General features: G+C 40.8%; 15 protein-coding genes and 1 pseudogene. 12 read left to right on the top strand and 4 right to left on the bottom strand.

Annotated features, from left to right (window positions below; translation table 11 throughout):
* The first annotated feature begins 35 nt into the window (after window positions 1–35).
* From AACW45_RS17265 to AACW45_RS17245, 5 genes and pseudogenes are all read left to right on the top strand, one after another.
* Entirely contained in the window at window positions 36–389 is a 354-nt protein-coding gene (locus AACW45_RS17265) for a hypothetical protein (RefSeq protein WP_190633740.1), read from the top strand.
* Window positions 390–1,007: 618 nt separating this feature from the next.
* Window positions 1,008–2,696 (top strand): iron uptake porin, encoded by a 1,689-nt coding sequence (locus tag AACW45_RS17260; protein ID WP_190633739.1) that lies wholly within the window; start codon window positions 1,008–1,010, stop codon window positions 2,694–2,696.
* Window positions 2,697–3,225: 529 nt separating this feature from the next.
* The gene (gene rppA / locus AACW45_RS17255) at window positions 3,226–3,978 is read left to right on the top strand and encodes a two-component system response regulator RppA (RefSeq protein WP_190633738.1); all 753 of its coding nucleotides are present in this window, start codon (window positions 3,226–3,228) and stop codon (window positions 3,976–3,978) included.
* Window positions 3,965–5,380 carry a two-component system sensor histidine kinase RppB gene (gene rppB / locus AACW45_RS17250; RefSeq protein ID WP_190633737.1) on the top strand — a complete coding sequence of 472 codons (1,416 nt, stop codon included), beginning with the start codon at window positions 3,965–3,967 and terminating at the stop codon, window positions 5,378–5,380. Before rppA ends, rppB begins: the two co-directional genes overlap by 14 nt.
* Before the next feature lie 301 nt (window positions 5,381–5,681).
* Window positions 5,682–7,016: pseudogene (locus tag AACW45_RS17245) on the top strand (TolC family protein); the annotation flags it as partial.
* 207 nt (window positions 7,017–7,223) lie between these two features.
* Here the strand turns inward: AACW45_RS17245 and AACW45_RS17240 are convergent.
* Entirely contained in the window at window positions 7,224–7,808 is a 585-nt protein-coding gene (locus AACW45_RS17240; RefSeq protein WP_199331167.1) for a tyrosine-type recombinase/integrase, read from the bottom strand.
* 200 nt (window positions 7,809–8,008) lie between these two features.
* On the opposite strand from AACW45_RS17240, the gene AACW45_RS17235 reads away from it, so the two are divergent.
* From AACW45_RS17235 to AACW45_RS17225, 3 genes are all read left to right on the top strand, one after another.
* Window positions 8,009–11,086: a Tn3 family transposase gene (locus AACW45_RS17235; protein WP_190633754.1), complete on the top strand. Its 3,078-nt coding sequence runs from the start codon at window positions 8,009–8,011 to the stop codon at window positions 11,084–11,086.
* Window positions 11,087–11,478: 392 nt separating this feature from the next.
* The gene (locus AACW45_RS17230) at window positions 11,479–11,895 is read left to right on the top strand and encodes a hypothetical protein (RefSeq protein WP_190633734.1); all 417 of its coding nucleotides are present in this window, start codon (window positions 11,479–11,481) and stop codon (window positions 11,893–11,895) included.
* A 32-nt stretch (window positions 11,896–11,927) separates the two neighbouring features.
* The gene (locus AACW45_RS17225; RefSeq protein ID WP_190633733.1) at window positions 11,928–12,206 is read left to right on the top strand and encodes a hypothetical protein; all 279 of its coding nucleotides are present in this window, start codon (window positions 11,928–11,930) and stop codon (window positions 12,204–12,206) included.
* Window positions 12,207–12,371: 165 nt separating this feature from the next.
* Here the strand turns inward: AACW45_RS17225 and AACW45_RS17220 are convergent, their stop codons facing one another.
* A complete protein-coding gene (locus AACW45_RS17220; RefSeq protein WP_190633732.1) occupies window positions 12,372–14,588 on the bottom strand; it encodes a hypothetical protein in 2,217 nt (738 codons plus the stop codon).
* A gap of 560 nt (window positions 14,589–15,148) precedes the next feature.
* Window positions 15,149–16,333 carry a hypothetical protein gene (locus AACW45_RS17215; RefSeq protein ID WP_190633731.1) on the bottom strand — a complete coding sequence of 395 codons (1,185 nt, stop codon included), beginning with the start codon at window positions 16,331–16,333 and terminating at the stop codon, window positions 15,149–15,151.
* A gap of 521 nt (window positions 16,334–16,854) precedes the next feature.
* On the opposite strand from AACW45_RS17215, the gene AACW45_RS17210 reads away from it, so the two are divergent.
* From AACW45_RS17210 to AACW45_RS17195, 4 genes are all read left to right on the top strand, one after another.
* Window positions 16,855–17,307: a helix-turn-helix domain-containing protein gene (locus tag AACW45_RS17210; RefSeq protein ID WP_190633730.1), complete on the top strand. Its 453-nt coding sequence runs from the start codon at window positions 16,855–16,857 to the stop codon at window positions 17,305–17,307.
* A 412-nt stretch (window positions 17,308–17,719) separates the two neighbouring features.
* Window positions 17,720–18,766 (top strand): tyrosine-type recombinase/integrase, encoded by a 1,047-nt coding sequence (locus AACW45_RS17205; protein ID WP_242045702.1) that lies wholly within the window; start codon window positions 17,720–17,722, stop codon window positions 18,764–18,766.
* 208 nt (window positions 18,767–18,974) lie between these two features.
* Window positions 18,975–19,667, top strand: coding sequence for a hypothetical protein (locus tag AACW45_RS17200; RefSeq protein WP_190633728.1), 693 nt, complete (start codon window positions 18,975–18,977; stop codon window positions 19,665–19,667).
* Window positions 19,668–20,014: 347 nt separating this feature from the next.
* The gene (locus AACW45_RS17195; protein ID WP_277880410.1) at window positions 20,015–20,146 is read left to right on the top strand and encodes a hypothetical protein; all 132 of its coding nucleotides are present in this window, start codon (window positions 20,015–20,017) and stop codon (window positions 20,144–20,146) included.
* 258 nt (window positions 20,147–20,404) lie between these two features.
* Here AACW45_RS17195 and AACW45_RS17190 read toward each other — a convergent pair whose 3' ends face one another.
* Window positions 20,405–20,620, bottom strand: a complete 216-nt coding sequence (locus AACW45_RS17190) for a hypothetical protein (protein WP_190633727.1) — start codon at window positions 20,618–20,620, stop codon at window positions 20,405–20,407.
* Window positions 20,621–20,697 lie beyond the last annotated feature (77 nt).

Below are 20,697 nucleotides of genomic sequence, written 5' to 3'. Positions count from 1 at the left end.
TAGCATAAATTGCTTATTGTTTGAGGATTTTAGCTATGAAGATACTTGTCATCCGAACTGCATCTATTTTGGCAATTCCCTTGGGAATAGCTTTACTTCACCTATCGTTTTCTGCTGCTTATGCAAATACAGATACTTCAAAAACAGGAGCTTGTGAAAACATTCCCCCAGCAAGACCCACTGGCGGAGCTAGTTTAGCAAGACTACAAGCTTTACAAGAATGCTATAAAGGGCTTCCGCAAGGCACAGTACAACAATCCAGTAAAACAGAAGCCTGTGCAAATATCTCACCAGCACAACCTACTGGCGGAGCAACTTCAGCAAGACTCCAAGCCTTGCAACGATGCTATAAGGAAATTTCGCCGCAAACCACCACTCTATCTAAATAGATAGTATGTGAGCCTGTAAATTTATTGTCTCGGCATGTCTTGCTAGAAGACATACTATCAGCAGGCTCCTAGTTTGGGTCTGTTTTTCTTTAATAGCGGTAAATGAACAATAGCCCTACTCCAGCGTTCGCCGCCGTTCATGCGCTGGCATTCGCTTCAATACACAATTAGCTTTACAGCTCAATCCTTTATTTAATTCCTATGTACTTGCTGCTACCTCTCTAACCACAGTTTTAAAGCTAATACCGATCTATGTTGCTCTAATACGCAATTATTTTGATACCCACTAGCTGAGTCCACTAGAGTTAGCCATTTCTCTATAATTTAGTGTTTTGATGTTTGTTTGGATTGAATTGGGAAACTTGTTTATCAAGTGGTTTTTATTCGTTGAATTTATTTTATTAAGTAACTTGTAATTTCATCCTAATTTCATCATACTATGCTTTTATTATCCTTGATAATTGAGTTGACAAGTATCTAATATAATGCTCAATCTACTTACTAATTTTTTTATTCAAATATTTTAAATTTCATCTTAATTTCATCCTCCTCTGAGAATCTAGTTATAGGGGTATACCCTATAAATACTTATTACTTTGGTGTGAAGAGCAAACAGTCATGTCTAAGTTATTTTGGAAATGCCTACTAATTAGTCCTGGAGTTTTATTAGCCAACTTAGCTTTTTCAGGAGCAACAATAGCGGCTGAAATTCCTGTTTCAACTGAAATTAAACAAGAAGCAAACTCTCTTCCAAAAGATTCTTCTTTAAGCCAAATTCAACAGTACAGTGGTGAGACTGGCCAAGTCACATCCGTTTCGCAGTTTTCTGATGTACAACCAACAGACTGGGCATTCCAAGCTTTACAATCACTAGTTGAACGTTACGGTTGTATTGCTGGTTATCCCAATGCGACTTACCGAGGTAATCGTGCTTTAACTCGTTATGAATTTGCTGCTGGTTTGAATGCTTGTTTAGATAGAGTTAATGAACTGATTGCTACAGCAACTGCTGACTTAGTAACAAAAGAGGATTTGGCTACCCTACAGCGTCTGCAAGAAGAATTTTCTGCGGAACTAGCTACCCTGCGTGGTCGCGTAGATGCTTTAGAAGTACGCACTGCTGAGTTGGAAGCCAATCAGTTCTCGACTACCACCAAGTTAATTGGGGAAGCAATTTTTAACGTATCTAATGTTTTTGGTAGCGATCAAAGGGCAGTTCCTTCTGGTGTAGATTCAAGTACTGCTCCCGACCTAGATTCTAATACTATTCTAACTGACCGGGTTCGTCTGAGATTGGAATCAAGTTTTGTTGGTACAGACCTATTGCAAATCCGCTTGCAATCCCGGAACGTCACTCCCTATGACACAAATGTGACGGGTACTAACATGACCCGCTTCGGTTTTGACGGAAATCAGAACAATGAGACTGTCATCGATAAAATTAACTATGCTTTCAACCTGAGTAATGCAGTGCGGGTAAAAATTGATGCAGCAGGCGGTAACATCTACGACAACATCAACAACTTCAACCCTGATCTTGCCAGTGATGGTAGGGGCGCTTTGTCTCGCTATGGTCGATTTAGCCCTATCTATCGCACTGGTTTCGGTGGTGCAGGTGCAACCATAACTTTCAATCCTACAGGAGCTTTCACTGCATCTGCGGCTTACATAGCTCGCACAGCTAGCAATCCTGGTTCAAATGGAGGTCTGACAAATGGTGCCTATACAGCCCTTGGTCAGGTAGCTTTCAGGCCTAGTGATGCATTTAATATTGGTCTTACCTACGCTCACAGCTATCAAAATAGTTTATCCAGTGTAAACATGTTTGAGGGTACAGGTAGTGTATACGCAGGTAATCCCTTCAATGGAGTTGCTACTACTGCCAACCATTACGGTATAGAAGCTACCTTCAAACCCAGTTCCAAGTTAACTATTGGTGGTTGGTATGGTTACAGCAACGCTGAAGCCAGGGCAAGTGGTACGGGTGTGAATCAAGGTGATGAAGCATCAATGAATTACTGGGCTGCAACCGTAGCCTTCAAAGACTTTGGCAAAGAAGGCAACTTGCTTGGTCTGATTTTTGGTCAACCACCTAAAGTAAGTGATAATGATGCATTCACTTCCGCCGCAAGAACTACTAGGCGTGAAGATAACGACACCTCTTACCACCTAGAAGCTCTGTACCGCCTACAGATCAACGATAATATTTCCGTCACTCCTGGTTTATTGGTCATCTTCAATCCAGAGCATAATAATAACAACGACACAATTTACGTTGGTACACTGCGTACCACTTTTGCTTTCTAAAACAGTTAACAGATAATGGTTAAAATTTATTAGCTATTCTCGGAAGAATCTTAGCTCGCCTGCGGGCGGGCTTTTATTTGGAAACATGAGCAATGTATTGAGATTTATAATTGATGTGAATAAGGGTTGTTGTGTCTATGGTGATATATCAAAACTAATGTTTATTTTTTAGTACCTGAACAAGTCAAAACCCTAGCTTTTGATTGATGTATTGTAGTTGGGTTTAAGTGCAATTAGAGATTTTATGAGCTGACTTAATATTTCATCTTGATTTCATCATTACCTGTCAGAATAAAAAATAACTCAGTAGACGTATTGCAATTAGTTAGATTTGTTAACTTCTCTAACTGAGTATCACTCACACCAATTGAGCAATCATATCTACTGAGTTTTTCTACTGCCAAAGCCGTAGCATCTCTTTATGATCTTAGATAGCTTGCTTGTATATATTATTTAATAACTCAGAATTTCATCCTAATTTCATAAACTTCTGTCAATCTGTTTGTAAGGGATAACCCTGTTATTAACTATGCTGATTTCACAAAACTGCCACGAACCTCTAACTTTTCAATTTGATATGCGTGTGTTGCTGGTCGAAGATGAGTCAGATTTGGGTGCTGCTATTAAGCGAACGCTGAAGCAGCAAAAGTATTTAGTTGACTGGGTAATGGATGGTAATGAAGCATGGGCATATTTAGAAAATAGTTCGGCACAATATACAGTGGCGATTTTAGATTGGATGCTCCCAGGATTTACTGGTTTAGAATTGTGTAAAAAGCTGCGTTTAAAAGGAAATTCTTTGCCTGTCTTGATGCTCACAGCTAGAGATAGCATGGAAGATAAAGTTGCTGGCTTAGATGCGGGTGCTGATGATTACTTGGTGAAGCCTTTTGGAATGGCAGAATTACTGGCAAGGTTACGGGCATTGCAGCGGCGTCATCCCCACTTACAACCTCAACAACTAACCGTTGGTAACTTTACTTTAGATTACAGCAATAGTACAGTTGTCGGTCAAAACACGACGGGCGAAAAACAGGAAATTTCTTTAACTAATAAAGAATTCCAACTGGTGGAATATTTTATGAAGCACCCCAATCAAATTGTTACCACGGAACAGATTCGCAATCAGCTTTGGGAAGTGAGTGCAGAACCTGCTAGCAATGTGGTGGCGGCGCAAGTACGTTTGTTGCGTCGCAAACTAGCCTGCTTCGACTGCGCCAACCCGATTGAAACTTTGCACGGTATGGGATATCGTCTGAATCTGACTAATGAATCAAAATAAACTGTTTCGAGGAACTCGTGTTCGTTTAGCTCTGTGGTATGCCCTCGTCATGGGTTCAATTTTAAGCGTTTGTGCTTTCGGTGTCTACAGAGCTGTTTTCCATGCCCATGTGGTAGCCTTAGACAGTGAAATTGAGTCTGTAGCCGGAACACTCCATGACAGTATTGAATTTAAGCTCAGGCAACCTGGGAGTTTGGAACCTGTTGTACAGCAGCTATTCCCAAATATAAATATATGTAGAGTTGGAGCTGGCTGTACTCAACAGCAGTCAGATACTAAACGCCATTTTCTTGGTGTAGTTAATAAAGATCACTACTATGTGCGTTTTTTTGATATTTCAGGACGCTTGATTGCTACTACTGGCAATTATCCAGAAGGACTGTCTACTGTCTTCAGGAATGAAAAATGGTTATTTCTCAAAGACAGCAAAGGCAATGATTATCACCAAAATTCTTTAATGCTACACACCCAAGATCATCGGGATTGGGGCTATATGCAAGTGGGGCGAAGTCTTGAAGAATTTAATCGTTATCTGGATAGTGTGAAATTAAGTTTAGGTTTGGGATTGCCGATCGCAATGGGTATGGTTGCAGTTGCTAGTTGGTGGCTATCAGGATTAGCCATGCAGCCAATTTATCAATCTTATCGACAAATTCAACAGTTTACAGCAGATGCAGCACACGAATTGCGAACGCCTTTAGCTGCAACAGGCGCAACGGTGGAATCAGCGCTTTTAATGTCGCAACTGGATGAAGAAGAAACGCGGGACATTCTGCGAACTATTCACCGTCAGAATCAGCGACTTATTACTTTGGTTGTAGATTTATTATTATTGGCTCGTTTAGATAGGCAACATCTGCCAGTACAACTAGAACAATGTTGTCTAAATGATATTGTCAGCGATTTAGTCGAGGAATTTGAAGCGATGGCAATCGCGGCAGGTGTAATGCTGCAATCTAGCATCAAGGTAAATAAGCCAGTAAATATTGTCGGTGATAGTGACCAGCTTTATCGTTTGGTTTCTAATTTAATTGTCAATGCAATTCAGTATACACCCAAAGGAGGGGAGGTTACTGTTTGCCTGGGTTGTAGTGACCATCATGCTGTGATTCGGGTTCATGATACGGGTATTGGTATCCCAGAGAAGGAACTGACTCGAATTTACGATCGCTTTTATCGGGTGAATAGCGATCGCTCTCGTAGCACTGGCGGTTCTGGATTAGGATTGGCGATCGCTTCTGCAATTGTTCTGGCACACCACGGTAGTTTGAATGTGCAAAGCGAATTAGGTAAAGGTAGTACTTTTACCATCGAACTACCGTTTAATGTTATCCACCTAAACAGCGATCGCTCTTTTTCGCCATTTAAATGGCTGTTTCGCCGCTTACGCCAATCTAAATAGAAGATTTCGTATTTAACCTATAGGTTTTCTATCTTTTGTTACTACCCCTGCTTTTAGAGTGTAGTCATTTTTTGCTGTGTGGTGTGAATTACAGGAGTTTAAATAATATATGTCAAAGTATCGTTATCTAGTAATTGCGGGTATTAGTTGTGTATTTACCTTAAGTGATTTTGCTGTTAGTTCAGCTCAACCTGTACGTGCTTTGACTCAGCCTCAGAGTAGTCAAACAGAAAAAGTTCCTTCTCAAGCTGACTCATCACCAACTGCTCAGTCTGCATCTCTTACTCCGACTTTACTCGATAACCTCAACCCTAATCCAAATTCTCTCCAGTTTCCTACCAAACCAGAAGATGTCAAAATTCAGGAAACTCAGCCGATTACTCTGCAACAAGCTTTGGAACTGGCACAGCGGAATAATCGGGAGCTACAAGTATCAATACTGACTTCAGAACGAAGTCGTGCAGCTCTGCGTGAAGCACAAGCTACTTTGTATCCCAATGTTAGTTTAAATACTGACATTTCTCGTCAACAATCTGCTAGCGGTCAGCTTTCTGCTGGACTGCGTTCTAGAAGTGGGATACCTTCTACAGAACAAGCTCCAAGTACAAACTTTTCTGGAGCAGCACAACTGAGTTATAACATTTACACCTCTGGCTCCAGGTCGGCTCGCATCAGAGCAGCTGAGGAACAATTACGTTTTGATGAGTTGGATGTAGAGCGTTTGTCACAGGAAATTCGGCTGAATGTTGCTACTGAATATTACAATTTACAACAAACAGACGAACAAGTACGGATTAATCGTGCTGCTGTAGAAAATGCCCAACGAAGTTTAAAGGATGCTCAAGCATTAGAAAGGGCTGGAGCTGGTACGAGATTTGATGTTCTTCGTTCTCAGGTAAACTTAGCAAATGCTCAACAAGAGCTAGTTAATGCTATTAGTCAACAGCAAATTGCTGCAAGGCGGTTGGCGACACGGTTGAGCTTACCAGAATCTGTGAATATCAGTGCAGCAGACTCCGTAATATTGGCGGGCTTGTGGAATCAGACACAGGAAGAAAGTATTGTGCTTGCTTTTCAAAATCGTGCAGAACTTCAACAACAGTTAGTACAACGCAATATTAGTGAACAACAGCGACGTTTGGCGCTTTCTGAGGTTCGTCCCCAAGTTAGTTTGGTTGCTAGTTACAACTTGTTGGACGCTTTTAATGATAGTATTGGCATTACAGATGGCTATTCATTAGGAGTTAGAGCCAACTGGAATTTATTTGATGGTGGAGCAGCTAAGGCTAGGGCTGCTCAACAGAAAGTCAACATTGCTATTGCCGAAACTCGTTTTGCAGAGCAACGCAATCAGATTCGCTTTCAGGTGGAACAGGCTTATACTAATTTGCAATCTAATTTAAGTAATGTTCAGACTGCTACCGTTGCTCTAGAACAGGCTCAAGAGGCTTTACGTTTAGCAAGGCTGAGGTTTCAAGCTGGTGTAGGTACTCAAACAGATGTTATTGTTTCTGAAACTGAGCTTACAAGGGCTGAGGGTAATCGCGTTACGGCTATTTTGGATTACAATCGTGCTCTAGCTAATTTGCAACGTGCTGTTAGTGCTAATTTCTCTACAGCTACATCACAACCGTAAGGTCTTACGTAGACAACAGACAGTTAATTTAACTCTTTCCAACTATTGCCTTGATTCTGCGATTGAAAGACAGTATTGTTCTCATTCACTGCATAAAGCATTTGCGGATTGTTGGGAGCATCGGTGGGTGGCCGCCGAGATACGTGCAAAATGGGACACGTTGTAAAGTTTTGTAAAGAAATCAGGTTGAAACCATTGATTTTAGGTTCAGTCGAGCCAGAAATTTTGGAAGCGATCGCTCGATAGCTCTGTGTAGCGAATAGTGTGTTGAATATTTTTGTGTCCCAGATAAGCCTGAATAGCTCTAGTGTCGTGACCATGAGAAGCCAGATAAAACCCGCAGGCATGACGTAACATATGCGGATGTACCGATAAAGCTAAACCAGCAAGCGTGCCAGCACGACTAATAATATTAAAAGCTGTGGCAGCAGCCATCGGAGTACCACGCTCAGAAACAAACAAGTAAGGGGAGTCAGGATATTCTCGTTGTAGTTGTCGTAGCCACCTCAACTCTTTTGCACGTAAAGGATGGGTTGAACTGATACCATGCTTGAGTCGATTAATATGAATTGTGCCACTAGAAAAATCTACTTGTGACCATCGCAGGGCTACCAATTCTGATACACGTAGACCGTGACGATAAGCCAGTAAAATTAAAGTCGAATCTCTGTGACCATGCCGCCCTGTTGATGAGGCTGCTTTAATCATGGCTTCAACTTCATTGGGTAGCAGATATTCTCGTGTGCGTTTCTCTAGGTTTGTGACTTTTTTGGGTGGAGCAGTATGAGTCATAAAAATCAACTTGCCCATAAAAGGTAATTGGGTACTTTAACATTGGGTACGACACAATCAACTCCCCACACATTCCATGTTAAAAACTTGCCCATAAACAGTTCTTTTTGGTAATGTTTCTCTACATAAAATCCAACGCTTGTGGCTGATTGGTGATATATACCTTTTGAAGTGTTAAATCGCACAAACACATACTGATGGTGACATCGATAGAACGTACCGCTTACCCTCGATTTAAGCGTCAATTAACTGCCAAAGAACTCACCGAGATTTACACACCCAACAAGAGTGAAATTGCTTTTGCTTACGCAACAACTAAAGGTGAAAGTAATATTCTTAACTTAGTATGCCTATTAAAATCATTTCAGCGACTAGGTTACTTTCCTTCTCTAGTAGATATTCCTCTGAAAATAGTTAATCATATTCGCAGCAATTTAAAATTGACAGGTGATACTGTTTTGGGCTATGAAAATCGCAAAACCATGTATCGACACCGGACTGCTATCCGCGAATATCTCCAGGTAAATCAATTCAATCAAACTGGGCTACATATAGCTATAAAAGCAGTGAATGAATCGGCAAAAGTCATGGATAACCCTGCTGATTTAATGAATGTAGCCATTGCTGAATTAGTTAAAAATAGATATGAATTACCAGGATTCAACACATTAAATAGATTAGTCCGTCGAGTGAGAAATATCGTAAACCAAGGATTATTTTCCCTGGTACTGAGTCGCATCTCGTCAGATTACCAAGAACGCTTGCTGGACTTGTTAGAGCGTCATCCACTTGAGTATCAAACCTCCTTTAATAGCCTGAAGCAATTACCTAAAAGCCCTACACGTAACAACATCAATGACTTTATTGTACATTTAATCTGGCTGGATTCTTTGGGTGATGTTAAGCCAATCCTCAAGGATATTACCACGGCGAAAATTCACCATTTTGCTGCCGAAGCACGGGTGTTAGATGCCCATGAAATCAAAGATTTCAGTTTAGCCAAACGGATTACTTTGATTTTATGTTTAATTTATGCGGCGCAAGTGACAGCACGAGATAGTTTGGTTGAGATGTTTTTAAAACAAATGCGCTCAATCAATAACGATGCTACTAAAGAACTAGAACTCATCAAAAAGAGGATTCAAGAAACACAAGAGAAATTAGTTGGTGTGTTGACTAATGTCATTCATGTGTTTATGGAGGAAAATCAATCTCTTCATGAACCAGTATCCTCTCACCCAGAAATTGAAGCATCCGATAGTTATTCATCTAATTCCCCTCTTCAGATACAGGAATTAAATCTCTCTACTGAGTTAACAACAAATCAGGAAATATCCCTGTTTCATAAATTAAATAAGGTATTCACTCAAGATGGAGGAGCAGAGCAACTGCTTTCGGAATGTGAGGCGATGAATGCTTATAGGGGTAATAATCATCTTCCTCTAATTTGGAAATTTTATAAAAATCACCGGCGGACATTTTTCCGCTTAGTAAAAGCGTTAGAGTTTAAATCAACTACTAACGAACAAAGTGTTATCAAAGCATTACAATTTGTCCTAGATAATTCTCATCGTCGAGGAGAATTTCTTAAAGCAAGTATTGAACTAGATTTTATTTCAGAACAGTGGCGAAAATTAGTTGTATTCAAGCAAGGAGAGAAAACCAAATTCGTTCGGCGGCACTTCGAGGCTTGTATTTTTTACTACCTAGCAGCCGAATTAAGGTCAGGAGATATCTGTGTTGTTGGTAGTGAAGATTACGCCGACTACCGCGAACAATTACTGCCTTGGTCAGAGTGTTTGCCGTTAGTTGACCAATACTGTGAGAATTTAGGCTTTCCTAATAACGCTTTTGAGTTTACTAAGACATTGAAATTCTGGTTGACGGACACGGCGGCGGCTGTGGATGCAGGTTATCCCAATAACCACCAATTTATTATTAATGATGAAGGCGAACCCATTCTCAAAAAGTATCAGCGTAACGAGTTGAGTGTTGCTGCCAAAGCTTTAATAGAAAAAATAGAAGAACAATTTCCAGAAAGAAATTTAATCGATATCCTCAGAAATGTTGACTACTGGACAAATTTTACCCGTCACTTTGGGCCGCTGTCAGGTTCAGATCCTAAAATTGAACGTGCGACGGAACGTTATCTTTTAACGACGTTTACTTACGGTTGCAATTTGGGGCCTACTCAAGCGGCGAGACATATGCGAGGTATCGTCACCGCGAAGGAACTGGCATTTGTCAACCGTCGCCATGTGACTGTGGATAAGCTCAATGCAGCATTGGTGGATATTATTAACCGCTATAATGCTTTAAATCTGCCGTCAGTTTGGGGCGATGGTAAAAGTGCGGCGGCAGATGGAACGAAGTATGAACTCTACGAAGAGAATTTACTGTCTGAGTATCATATTCGCTATGGGGGCTACGGAGGAATAGCTTACCACCACGTCTCTGATACCTATGTGGCTTTATTTAGCCAGTTTATTTCTTGTGGGACTTGGGAAGCTGTTCATATCATCGAGGGGTTGTTAAAAAACTCTTCCGATATTCAACCCGATACAATTCATGCTGATACCCACGGTCAATCAACACCTGTGTTTGCATTAGCACATATGCTGGGAATTAAGTTAATGCCTCGGATTCGTAATTGGAAAGATTTAAATTTTTATCGTCCTGATAAAGAGACTGTTTATCAGCATATTGATTCTTTGTTCTCTCTTACTGTTGATTGGAAACGGATAGAAACCCATTGGCAAGATATTTTACAGGTGGTTTTATCAATCCAAACAGGTAAGGTATCGAGTGCAATCTTATTGCGTAAATTGGGAAATTATAGCCGTAAGAACAGATTATATCAGGCTTTTCAGGAATTAGGGCAAGTAGTGAGAACTGTTTTCTTGCTGCAATACATATCGGATATGCAGCTGAGAAAAGAAATTACTGCTGTGACAAATATTGTGGAGGCTTATCATAAATTCTCGAAGTGGTTTTTCTTTGGCGGCTTTGGGGTTGTGATGAAGAATGACCCAATTGAACAGGAGAAGGTGATTAAGTATAAGGATTTGGTAGCAAATGCTGTTTTGTTCCAAAATGTTGTAGATTTAACTGATATATTGCGTGATTTACAGAAACAGGGTTATTTGATTAGTCGTGAGGATGTGGCGGTTGTAAGTCCTTATATTACGGCTCATGTTAAGCGGTTTGGTGATTACCTAATTGATATGGAGACTGTGCCACCCTCACTGGATGAGGTTGAAAGTTTAGTGCTTGCTTAAGCGGCTGGAATCTTTGTAAATCCCAGGTTTTTTGTTGAATTCTTAACAAAACTTTACAACGTGTCCCATTTTGCACGTATCTCGGCGGCCACCCTCGGTAGTTTCACGACTACTCCATTAGTTTCAGTCCAAAGTTTCTCCCACGTTTTACCACCATCGTTGCTACGATAAACACTCAGTGCTGACTTGGGGTAGAGCTGGCGAGGCTGTCATGAAGTGAAAACTAAACTTTCACCCTTGATTTGGTTGCATATCAATCCTTACGGTACTTTCAAGCTGAATATGAATGAGCGTTTGCTGATTGAAGAATCGGCATAATTTACAAACTATTATCAGCGATAATAGTTTGTAAATTATGTTCAATAGCGTATTTAAAGGAAAATTATTAATTAATGAGCTTATCTACTTTACCTATAGAATTTGAATTAGCATCTGCCAAAATCTTATCTGCTCATTATCCACACTCTCGCTTTAAATTAACAGCAGAAATTGAAAAAGGTTTTTTGAAAATTGATTTTCAAGGCTACTTTACCGAAAGTTATAATTCTAAAAATCGTCCTAATTCTAATCCTATTAGTGAAGTTTATCGAAATAATAAGGTTGATTTTCGGCTATTTTGGTCTGGTGAACATTTAGCGTTATCGGGCTGGTGGAGAACTGCAATTCTATCACTTGAGTACACTCCCATGCGGCAAGAGTGGTTGAATGAAGATGGGGAGGAAATTTCTCGTCCCTATCCAGATGGTGATGAGTTTGAGACAATTGCTGCTTTTTTATATCCAATTTTACAACAGTATTTTCCTATTTGAAGATTACGTTTACAAATAAGAGCAGAGTTAAAATGATAGTTACTAAAATAAATCAGCTAATAATTACTTCCACAATCGAAACTTACTTCTCTGTTAAAGAGTTAATTTACTTAATAGAAGCGCGAATAGTGGAATTAGATAAAAATCTCGGATTAACCACTGAGGATATTTTTGATACTGTCTGTCTGGAATATCACTTAAATGCTGATTTTCTAGAAAAAGAGCTAAGTTGTAAATGTCCATTTGCATTAACTGGCTTTTTAAGTGAGTTAGAACAGACAGAAATTTCTGATTATGTAACACTTGATTAATTAATCTACTCAGACTTGATAAATTGGCTGTAATAGGATTAAATAGCGGATATTTATGTTTTCAAAATACTGTTAATACAGAATACATTCCATTGCAGGAAACTGTTTTCAATTCCATGTACCCATATAGGCATCCAAATTACCCCTACTTATGAAATTCAGCCATTACGTCTCACTTTGTTGAAACGCTAACTCCAACGAAAACGGTAGGCAGCCAGGATTGGCAGCTGCCCACTCGTTAGCTTCTGCAATTAGAGTTTTGTTACTTGAATCGAGATAAAATTGCATTTTTGCAGTCTGCTCCAGTCTTTCACGTTCCTTGCCCCCAATTAAGCATCGCGCAATTAGGCAGTATTCTCTAGTTACACGCTTGGCGTGGGATGCTGCTTGGAGTCGCAACTTAGTCAGTTGCTTCAGTTCTAACAAAGCGAGAGTTGTTACTGAGTCGTCTGAAGCTGTACTTTGCTCACTAACTTCAGCTTCATGTGAGGTTTCAGGCGGCACAATTGCAGGTGTAGGTGCAATACTAACAGAATTAATTGATAAGTTTTTGTTATTATAATTTTCAACCGCGCTGAGGTTAGAAAGGTATTTAAAATCCTTATCTGAATTACTTTGATTAACGTTTTTAGCTAATTGTATAACATTTGAAGAAACTGATGAATTATCGTAATTATTAACAGATGAAGTTAACGACAAATCTTCTGGTTGTAATAAATTCAATTCTTCAGAATTAATATTAATTTCCTCAGATTCATCTTGTACCTGTAGTACAAAAAATTCTCCTTCAGACTCAGCAACTTCTTCAAAACTTGCGGCTGCCAACTGCCCTGTAGGGGCATCGGCAGCCGGAGGTAAACAGTTACAAAAAACCTTCATATAGTGAAAATGACCGTCATTTTGCTTTTGGTAAGGGTTTTCAGCACTCTGTTTTCTGGATGAGTTTTCAAAGCTATCAAATTGCCCGTCATTGCTTGATTGATAAGGGTTTGAGCTATTTTCTGCCCACGGATCTAAGATGTAGCGCGTAGGATGCCACAAATGCAAATGCTTTTGTAGTGTCTCTTGTGAGATAGTTTTGTGAAAGCGGCGCTTGTATTCAGCACGTATTGCTTTACCCCGTTCAGTAGCCCCTGCTGGCAACCCACTATCCCACTCTATTGCCCTTACTACTATCTGGATGCGTTGTTGGGCTTGTTGGCTGCGTTCCCAGTTCTGTTGCTTACGACGGTCAAATGGGATTACGTTGTCTTTGGGTTTATCAATGCTCTTAATGCCTGCTATGGCTTCTGCAAAGGTGTTGGCGAATGTACCCAACAACCTTTCGGGATAACTAATGTAGGCGCTGTACCATTTGTTGCGAATTGTGGATTCTACCCAATGCCGCACTCTAGCTTCGATTTCGTGTTGGTGTCGGCAATATTGGCTGTAGCCGGGGGCGTTAATTGCGGTGGAGAGGCAAAATTCGACTAATTTATCACTCTCTAAGTCTAAAAAGACGATTCCGTACCCTACAAAGATTTGTAGGAGGGTGTTTGTTTGTCCTTTTCCCGTCCAGCCTGTGGTGATGATTTCTTCCCAGTTGGCACGCCACTGTACAACGTCAGCAGACTCTTGCTTGCGATATCTCTCCCGTGAAATTTGTTTTTTGGCTTTGTTCGCTACCCGTTTTAGTTTAGTTAAATCTTGCCGACTGGCCGCGCGATCGCAATGATCGAGGAAGATAGAAACTGAGTCGCTAATTGGTTGTAGGTCATCATCAAGTAAAAATGACCCGCTACCTGGTTGCATGGGGCAACGGATGGCTTTGTAGTTGGTTATTTGTTTGGCACTATATGGTTTGGTGTTGGGGAAGATTTCTAAATGTCCTTGGCGTAGGATAAAGCCTGCATTTCTCAAGGTAATTTCTAGGGCGCAGGCTAGGGCAAAGGTGGGCAGGGGGGATGCAAAGGTTAGGATCAGGTGATAGCCACCACTAAAGCTGGACTGGAGGATGATGATATCGACTATGCCGATGTCCTCTAGTGCCGCTTTGATGCGATTTATGGATTCAATGTTATGGTAGTCACCAAAAAAGTCTAAATCGATTGTGGCGTAACGAGTTGTGTCGTTAAAGCGCAGACCTACTAGTTTCGACTTGTCTTGGTGCAGGTTCCACAGTTGGGAGGGTTGGAGGTAATAGTCGATGGTACGCCATGCTGGTTTTGTACCTTCTACTAAAGAAGGGGCAACTATCGCCCCAAATGGATGCCAAAAGCGCTCTACGTAGCGTTTGCCCAAGGATTCTGCGGGCAGGTGGGGTTTGATTTTCTTTTTTGAAGGCTGTGAAAGGCTTAATTGGGGCTTGTTATCAACATCAGCCCCGAAATTTTCTTGGAACATGAGTGACTGTCCTGATGATTTTTGTGCGTCAGGTAGTCTCGCTGTTGGTCAAAATGTGTTAGCCTAAATTTGAAATTTTTTATTTTGAAGCGGTTGGTTATCCGCTTGTTGGAGGCGACTAGTAATCGTCTCATGGTTGAAAGCAAACAAAGGTTTATACTTGTTTAGGCTTAGACATACGTAGGCTTAGGCTAAGATTTAGTCCAACACGCTTCACCAACAACAATGCGACTACCCAACTTTTTTTTGGTAATTATTTAAATGAGGCAGTTCGAGCGAAGTTGTCACTAAATCGACATTCTTAGTTTTGGGATAACAATGCAAAGCTAGTAACACCCACAAGTGTCACCCCACATTGGCTCTTGTTAGTACAACTGGTGAAGATGAAATTACTCATACTCCACCACCGAGTTAAAAAACAAAAAACAGTCAAATATCTTGATACGAGTTCAGCACTCAAAAAAGTTAACTCGTACTGCAATCAGTATTGAGATGCTAATCTATTAGGTAACGTTGAATTGTCGGATAAATTCCCTGCTAGATTAACTGCTGATAGCTACCTATGCAGCACGAATATTATCGTTTTTTCTATTTGTAGATACTTCCATTGCTTTCATTTGGGTCTTATAATCTTCCCACGTTTTTTCAAATACGTCAGACTCATACATCCGCAATAAAACCTCTTCTTTATCAGTTAAATTTGGGAGTTTTAACAACTCCGCCAAAGACACTTGAACTGGGAAAACATCACTAAACTTTTGCATTAAGTGAAATATTCTCTTCCTCTGTGATGCAGATGGTTCATCCTGCAATTCTGCATCAATTTGTCGCGGACGGAGATTCACAATTTCTAGGCTCATATTCACTAAATTCCTCAATCCAAACACAACAAACTCATTAGTTATACCAATAACCCGTCCCACAATTTCCAACTCGGGCCGCAGTCTCTTTTTGAATTGATATACTTGGTCAAGCTGGAAACGCCGAAACGGATTGCGATCGCCATTTCGCATCCAAGCAATACCATCGCCTATACTACCTATCTCATCTGCTTCCAGAAGGTCTATTACCTGGTAACAGATATCTTGATTGCAAACAAACTTGTACGCTGCATCAATACTCCGGTTAAATTCCATCTCCAGTGCAACAACTGCCTTAAATTTTTCCATTTCTCGTAATTGAGAAATCAACTCAAAAACTTTTTTACCCTTGTGATAACTGCCAACACTTATATTTAGATTCTCAGAAACCTCCTGAATCACTCGCTTGCCTTTCCCTAATTGAGAGTTACTCTCAGTTAACGAATGATTCAAATTTGAATCATTCGATTGATTCAAACGACGGGCGCTTTGGCGCTGTCTTTCTTTCGCTTGGGGACGAAGTACGCTCTCCCAGTACTGCCCCTCGTGAAATTTTTGGTAATGAGTCTTTCCGCCTTCGCGGTGGAGATTAAAGTCAAGCACTAGTTTTAAATCTTCTTCAGGCGAACCAGACTCGACAAATTCCACTTTCACAGCAGAAATTCCTAACTGGCGGGCTATCTGCAAGCGACACTTGCCTGCCAATACAAGATTTGCACCAGTGCGTGTAGATACCTTTAAAGATTCAAGAATCCCTTTTTCCGAGATACTTTTTTCCAAAGCAGGACGATCCTCATTCTCACCATATATTTCTATCAGCTTCGGATGAACAATCAACTCCGCAGGAGAAATATATACAATTGCCCGATTATGCACAAGAGACATATTTATACTCCGGGTCACAAATTGTCTAAAAAGATAAGTTCAATCTTGAAAAACCTAAGCAGAAACCGGAAAAATCTTAACCAGCAAAACTTGTAGCACTTTCATCCCTTGGAAAAAGTGACAATTTTAAAAAATAATTAAATCTTGTAAATAGCAAAGGATTAACTACCAGAAAAACTCAAGGAAGAGAATTTTCTCGCGCAGTAAACTATTATTCCCAACCCATTGAAAACCAATACGACTGAAGAGATATTTAACGCACTGGCATTTGGAAAAAAGCATCTATCTAAAGATAGATTTGTAAAACTGGGTAAATTCATGATATGATGGCTCTAGATAACTTAATTGACAAAACAAAGTTCCGTCCTGTTTTAGTAACAGGTGGGCTTGTTTTTTCCTCAAAGCCCTGTTGGTAGCAGGGCTTTGAGTGAATCTTTAGGAGAAATGAACGCTACAAAAAGAGTATATCAGGCTTCATTCAATTTGGCAAAATTGTAGGTTTAAGCGGGGTAAATACTAAAATGCCTCATATTCAAATATTAAATCCTATTGAAAAGCAAGTATTAGAGGATATAGCAGTCACCGGCAGCTATGAAATGATCAAGAGAGCAAATATTCTGCTAGAGCTTAATCGTGGGGAAAATCATAAAAATATAGTAAAAAAACTTGGTATAGCGAAGCAAACAGTAACAAACTGGAAGAAAAAGTGGACATCTTGTACCATAACATCGGAAACCTTGGAAGATGCGATCGCAAAGGTAAATGATGTATTAGGTGTAAACGCAGGCAGACCTAAGAAGTGCAAGAGCGCAGAGGCGAGCAAAATTGTCGAAATCAGCGAATGGAGCAAGAACCGAAAACCCAGTCGTTCAAAGCACCATTACCATATGCAAGTTGCTGAAGAAGCAAAGAGCAGGGGGTTGCCAGCACTATCGCCAAGAAGTATAGGTCGGATCTTGGAAGCGCAACCCTAATAGCATCAAGCTCAAATCAAGCTAACGGGCAATCCTATCTTTTCATTATGCCAGAATAACAACCAAGTCGCCGAAACTGTCAAGTTAAAAGGTTTGCCCGAATTGTCGCCAACAACAATTGGTCGCCTCCTATAAGCAAAAGGAGCAGTAAGAAAAATTGATAATTCCCTTAAACCATTCCAACCACTGGGATGGTTTAATTTTTGCATCTCTCATAATTCAGCCAAAATACATAACGTAGTACAGTCAAGTGTTGGGTAACAAGCGAATAGCACAATTACAGCAGTATATTTAGCAACATTGCGAATGTGTTGGTTTAATGGAAGATTTATCGTGCCAAAGTGAGTGTAGTCGGGCAAATCGAGAGAGAATAGATTTGATATCGAAAACGCCCATTTTCGCGCCCAATGCTATGTCTGATACTCCATATTCCCCCAGACGGGCATCCCCAAAAGCAAGCGATGACACTCCTATTGATGATGCGGTAGAGTCATTAAAAAAATCTCTAAGAGCCCCAATTGAGCGGTATTTTGCGGCAACGGAGGAGGAACGGGATGTCATTGCTTTGATGCTCGCCAATATTCGCGCACCTAGTACGCGGCGCGAATACCAGAAAGATTTGCGGAAATTTTTTGTGGCGATGACTGGTATTGAGCCGAATGTTGATAGCGTGTTGGAGTTTTTGCACCTGACCGAGAAACGGGCGGTGGCGGTGGTGTTGAAATATAAGGCCAAGCTACTGGCTATTGGGTTGAAGGAAGCAACGGTTAACCGTCGCCTCAGCAGCATTAAATCGTTGGTGAAGTTTGCCCGCAAGTTGGGTGTATGCAGCTACACGCTAGAAGATGTAGAGTTGGAAAAGGTAAAGACATATCGAGATACTAGGGGGGTGGATGCCCAAAGCATCAACAGTGCAATTCAGTTAATTGAGCGCTCAACTGTTCACGGTCAAAGAGATTATGCGCTGTTGCGGCTGTTGTGGGAAAATTTACTGCGACGCAATGAGGTGAGTCAATTAAATATTCAAGACTTCGACCCACCAAATAGCAGGTTGCGGATTTTGGGAAAAGGGCAAGGTACAAATGATGAATGGGTAAAGCTGTCAGTAGCAACAGTTAATGCTATCTGTGATTGGTTGCAAGTCAGGGGTAATTTTACCCCTCAATCACCCTTATTTATCGCCCTTGATAACCGCAGCAAAGGGCATCGTCTGACTGGGGATGGCATCCGCAAAATTGTTGTCAATTATTTTGATGCAGCTGGTGTAAAAAAGTTAATGTCACCCCACCGCATCCGCCACAGTGGGATTACAACTCTTTTAGAAGCAACATGCGGGGATGTGCGAAAGACGCAAAAAGTCAGCCGTCATGCCAAGCTGGATGTATTAATCCAGTATGACGATAACCGCAAACAAGGTCAGTCAGAGATGACAAATTTGTTGGCAGATATGATTGACTAGGTGGATGCCTAAGCCAGGAAGTTACCTCCCTGACTCGGCTACAAAAGCGATAACATTCAACAATGGCTGGCATACTCAGATAACGGGACGAGTGCGATGGCGATCGCATTCATGCGCTCCAAAATGATAGTGTCAAGGTAATTATCAAGATGGATGACGCGCTCACTCGGTCGCGGAGAGTCCCGGTTTACCTAGACATTACCTAGACATGAGCCAAACAGGGAAAAACAAGAAACTGGCATCTTTTAACTGTGACCAAAAGATGTGGGAGCAGTTTATCGCCCGTTGCCGGGAGAAAGGCACGACGGCAACAGCCACGCTGATCCAATTTATCGAACTCTACCTAGATGATATAGATAACCTTGATGCAATTGGTGGCGATAATTTAGATAAACGCTTGGACTCTAAGATTAAGGCAAGTGTTGAGGAGTACTTGGTTGCTAGTAACAATAGTCACCCCAACCCGACCAATGAAACGATATTAGCTATTTGCTCACGACTTGATAAGCTGGAGTCACAGTTTTCAAGTGAATCTAATAGCAACGAAACCACAGCAATCCATAATCTCGCCGATTTAGAAGAAAAAATTGAGGGGATAACAGCCCGAATGACACAGTTTACTGAGGCGATTATTAAAATTCAAAATCATCTCAACAACCAACCGAGGCGGGGCAATAAATCGTACAACAACAATTCATCCTTCAAAGGGCATACTCCCCGAGTCCAACCGTTGACGGAAGAAGGTTTAGCTTCAAGACTTGGTGTAAGCGTAGAAACTATACGCGAGCAGCGAAATAAGCTGCACCCACCGCTTTTTGTGGCATGGTGCAAGGGGAAGGATAAATCGGGTATGGGATGGGAATTTAACGAAAATACGGGTTCATATCATTCGGTAAGTTAGTATTTTTATTAATTTTAAATACGCCTACACACTTGTTGATTTTTGGCATAACACCAGCTTAATTTCTCTCACGAGTGCTAGAATTTTTTTTGTTCAAAATAGCAGCTTTAAATATTAATATTATTGAAAGCGTAATAAATATTCTTTTTTACTTAGGAGATAGTTAGGCGATCGCTTTCTGCCTCACCACTTCTCAATCACATTTAGTCCTGATTATATTGTTGGTATAAAAGCTGTCTGTACTATACTCGTCAAAGTTCTAAACAGGTTTCTGTGCCACAAATACTACCTTAAGAGTACTTAATCGATTAGAATTACCTCATGTTGTTGCTCTCTCAAGTATTTTCATGAGTACCAGCCGCTATCCCCAGAATTGGAAAGAAATCGCCACCTCTATCAAAGAATCTTTTGATTGGCGCTGTACTAGATGCAATCGCGTTTGCCTGCGTCCTGGACAAAAGCCACCAGGTCAGTTTTAGGACTGCGATAGCCCAAAGGGCTGACTCCCTCCGGGAGTATCGCATGGTCGTTGATGAGAGTGGGAGCGGCAAGACAGATGAGCGCGATGGCGTACCCGCCCGCGTTTTTGCGATCGCAAAAACGCCTTTGCCACTGTTGTTGGTAATCTTCAGCCTATTTTAGCCCAAGTCCCTACCTTTCTTGAACGGGCTGTTATGAGTGCTGACCCAGAAGAAGAGGATGTTTTAACTTAGTACTTTTACTATTTTCAAATCTTCTCAAAAGGAACCGTTCAAAGCTTCATTTTCCCGTGGCATATTGACGTCTTGAGCCTTAAAAATGATTTTAAAAGCAATATCTCTCGCTGACTGCTTCAACACTTGCAGATAAGCAACAGCATCATCACGTCGGCGGAATCTTTTTACAACAATATTTTCTTGATTGGGAATACCACGGACAATACACCACGGTTTTAATTGCTCAGAATAAGTCATATTCTACCCCTTAAAAATGCTGTAAAATAACCATGCTATGTGCTTTAAAATCGCCAAATTTTACCTTAAACGAGGAG

It is taken from the genome of Calothrix sp. FACHB-168 (genome assembly GCF_963889195.1).
Classification (GTDB): domain Bacteria; phylum Cyanobacteriota; class Cyanobacteriia; order Cyanobacteriales; family Nostocaceae; genus Aulosira; species Aulosira anomala_A.
The sequence above is the reverse complement of the archived record's forward strand: the minus strand, read 5'-3'. Positions and strand labels throughout refer to the sequence as shown.

Coding starts and splice junctions, on each gene's coding strand:
- AACW45_RS17265 (WP_190633740.1), top strand. CDS start 36: ATGAAGATACTTGTCATCCGAACTGCATCTATTTTGGCAATTCCCTTG.
- AACW45_RS17260 (WP_190633739.1), top strand. CDS start 1,008: ATGTCTAAGTTATTTTGGAAATGCCTACTAATTAGTCCTGGAGTTTTA.
- rppA (WP_190633738.1), top strand. CDS start 3,226: ATGCTGATTTCACAAAACTGCCACGAACCTCTAACTTTTCAATTTGAT.
- rppB (WP_190633737.1), top strand. CDS start 3,965: ATGAATCAAAATAAACTGTTTCGAGGAACTCGTGTTCGTTTAGCTCTG.
- AACW45_RS17240 (WP_199331167.1), bottom strand. CDS start 7,808: ATGACTCATACTGCTCCACCCAAAAAAGTCACAAACCTAGAGAAACGC.
- AACW45_RS17230 (WP_190633734.1), top strand. CDS start 11,479: ATGAGCTTATCTACTTTACCTATAGAATTTGAATTAGCATCTGCCAAA.
- AACW45_RS17225 (WP_190633733.1), top strand. CDS start 11,928: ATGATAGTTACTAAAATAAATCAGCTAATAATTACTTCCACAATCGAA.
- AACW45_RS17220 (WP_190633732.1), bottom strand. CDS start 14,588: ATGTTCCAAGAAAATTTCGGGGCTGATGTTGATAACAAGCCCCAATTA.
- AACW45_RS17215 (WP_190633731.1), bottom strand. CDS start 16,333: ATGTCTCTTGTGCATAATCGGGCAATTGTATATATTTCTCCTGCGGAG.
- AACW45_RS17210 (WP_190633730.1), top strand. CDS start 16,855: ATGCCTCATATTCAAATATTAAATCCTATTGAAAAGCAAGTATTAGAG.
- AACW45_RS17205 (WP_242045702.1), top strand. CDS start 17,720: ATGTCTGATACTCCATATTCCCCCAGACGGGCATCCCCAAAAGCAAGC.
- AACW45_RS17200 (WP_190633728.1), top strand. CDS start 18,975: ATGAGCCAAACAGGGAAAAACAAGAAACTGGCATCTTTTAACTGTGAC.
- AACW45_RS17195 (WP_277880410.1), top strand. CDS start 20,015: ATGAGTACCAGCCGCTATCCCCAGAATTGGAAAGAAATCGCCACCTCT.
- AACW45_RS17190 (WP_190633727.1), bottom strand. CDS start 20,620: ATGACTTATTCTGAGCAATTAAAACCGTGGTGTATTGTCCGTGGTATT.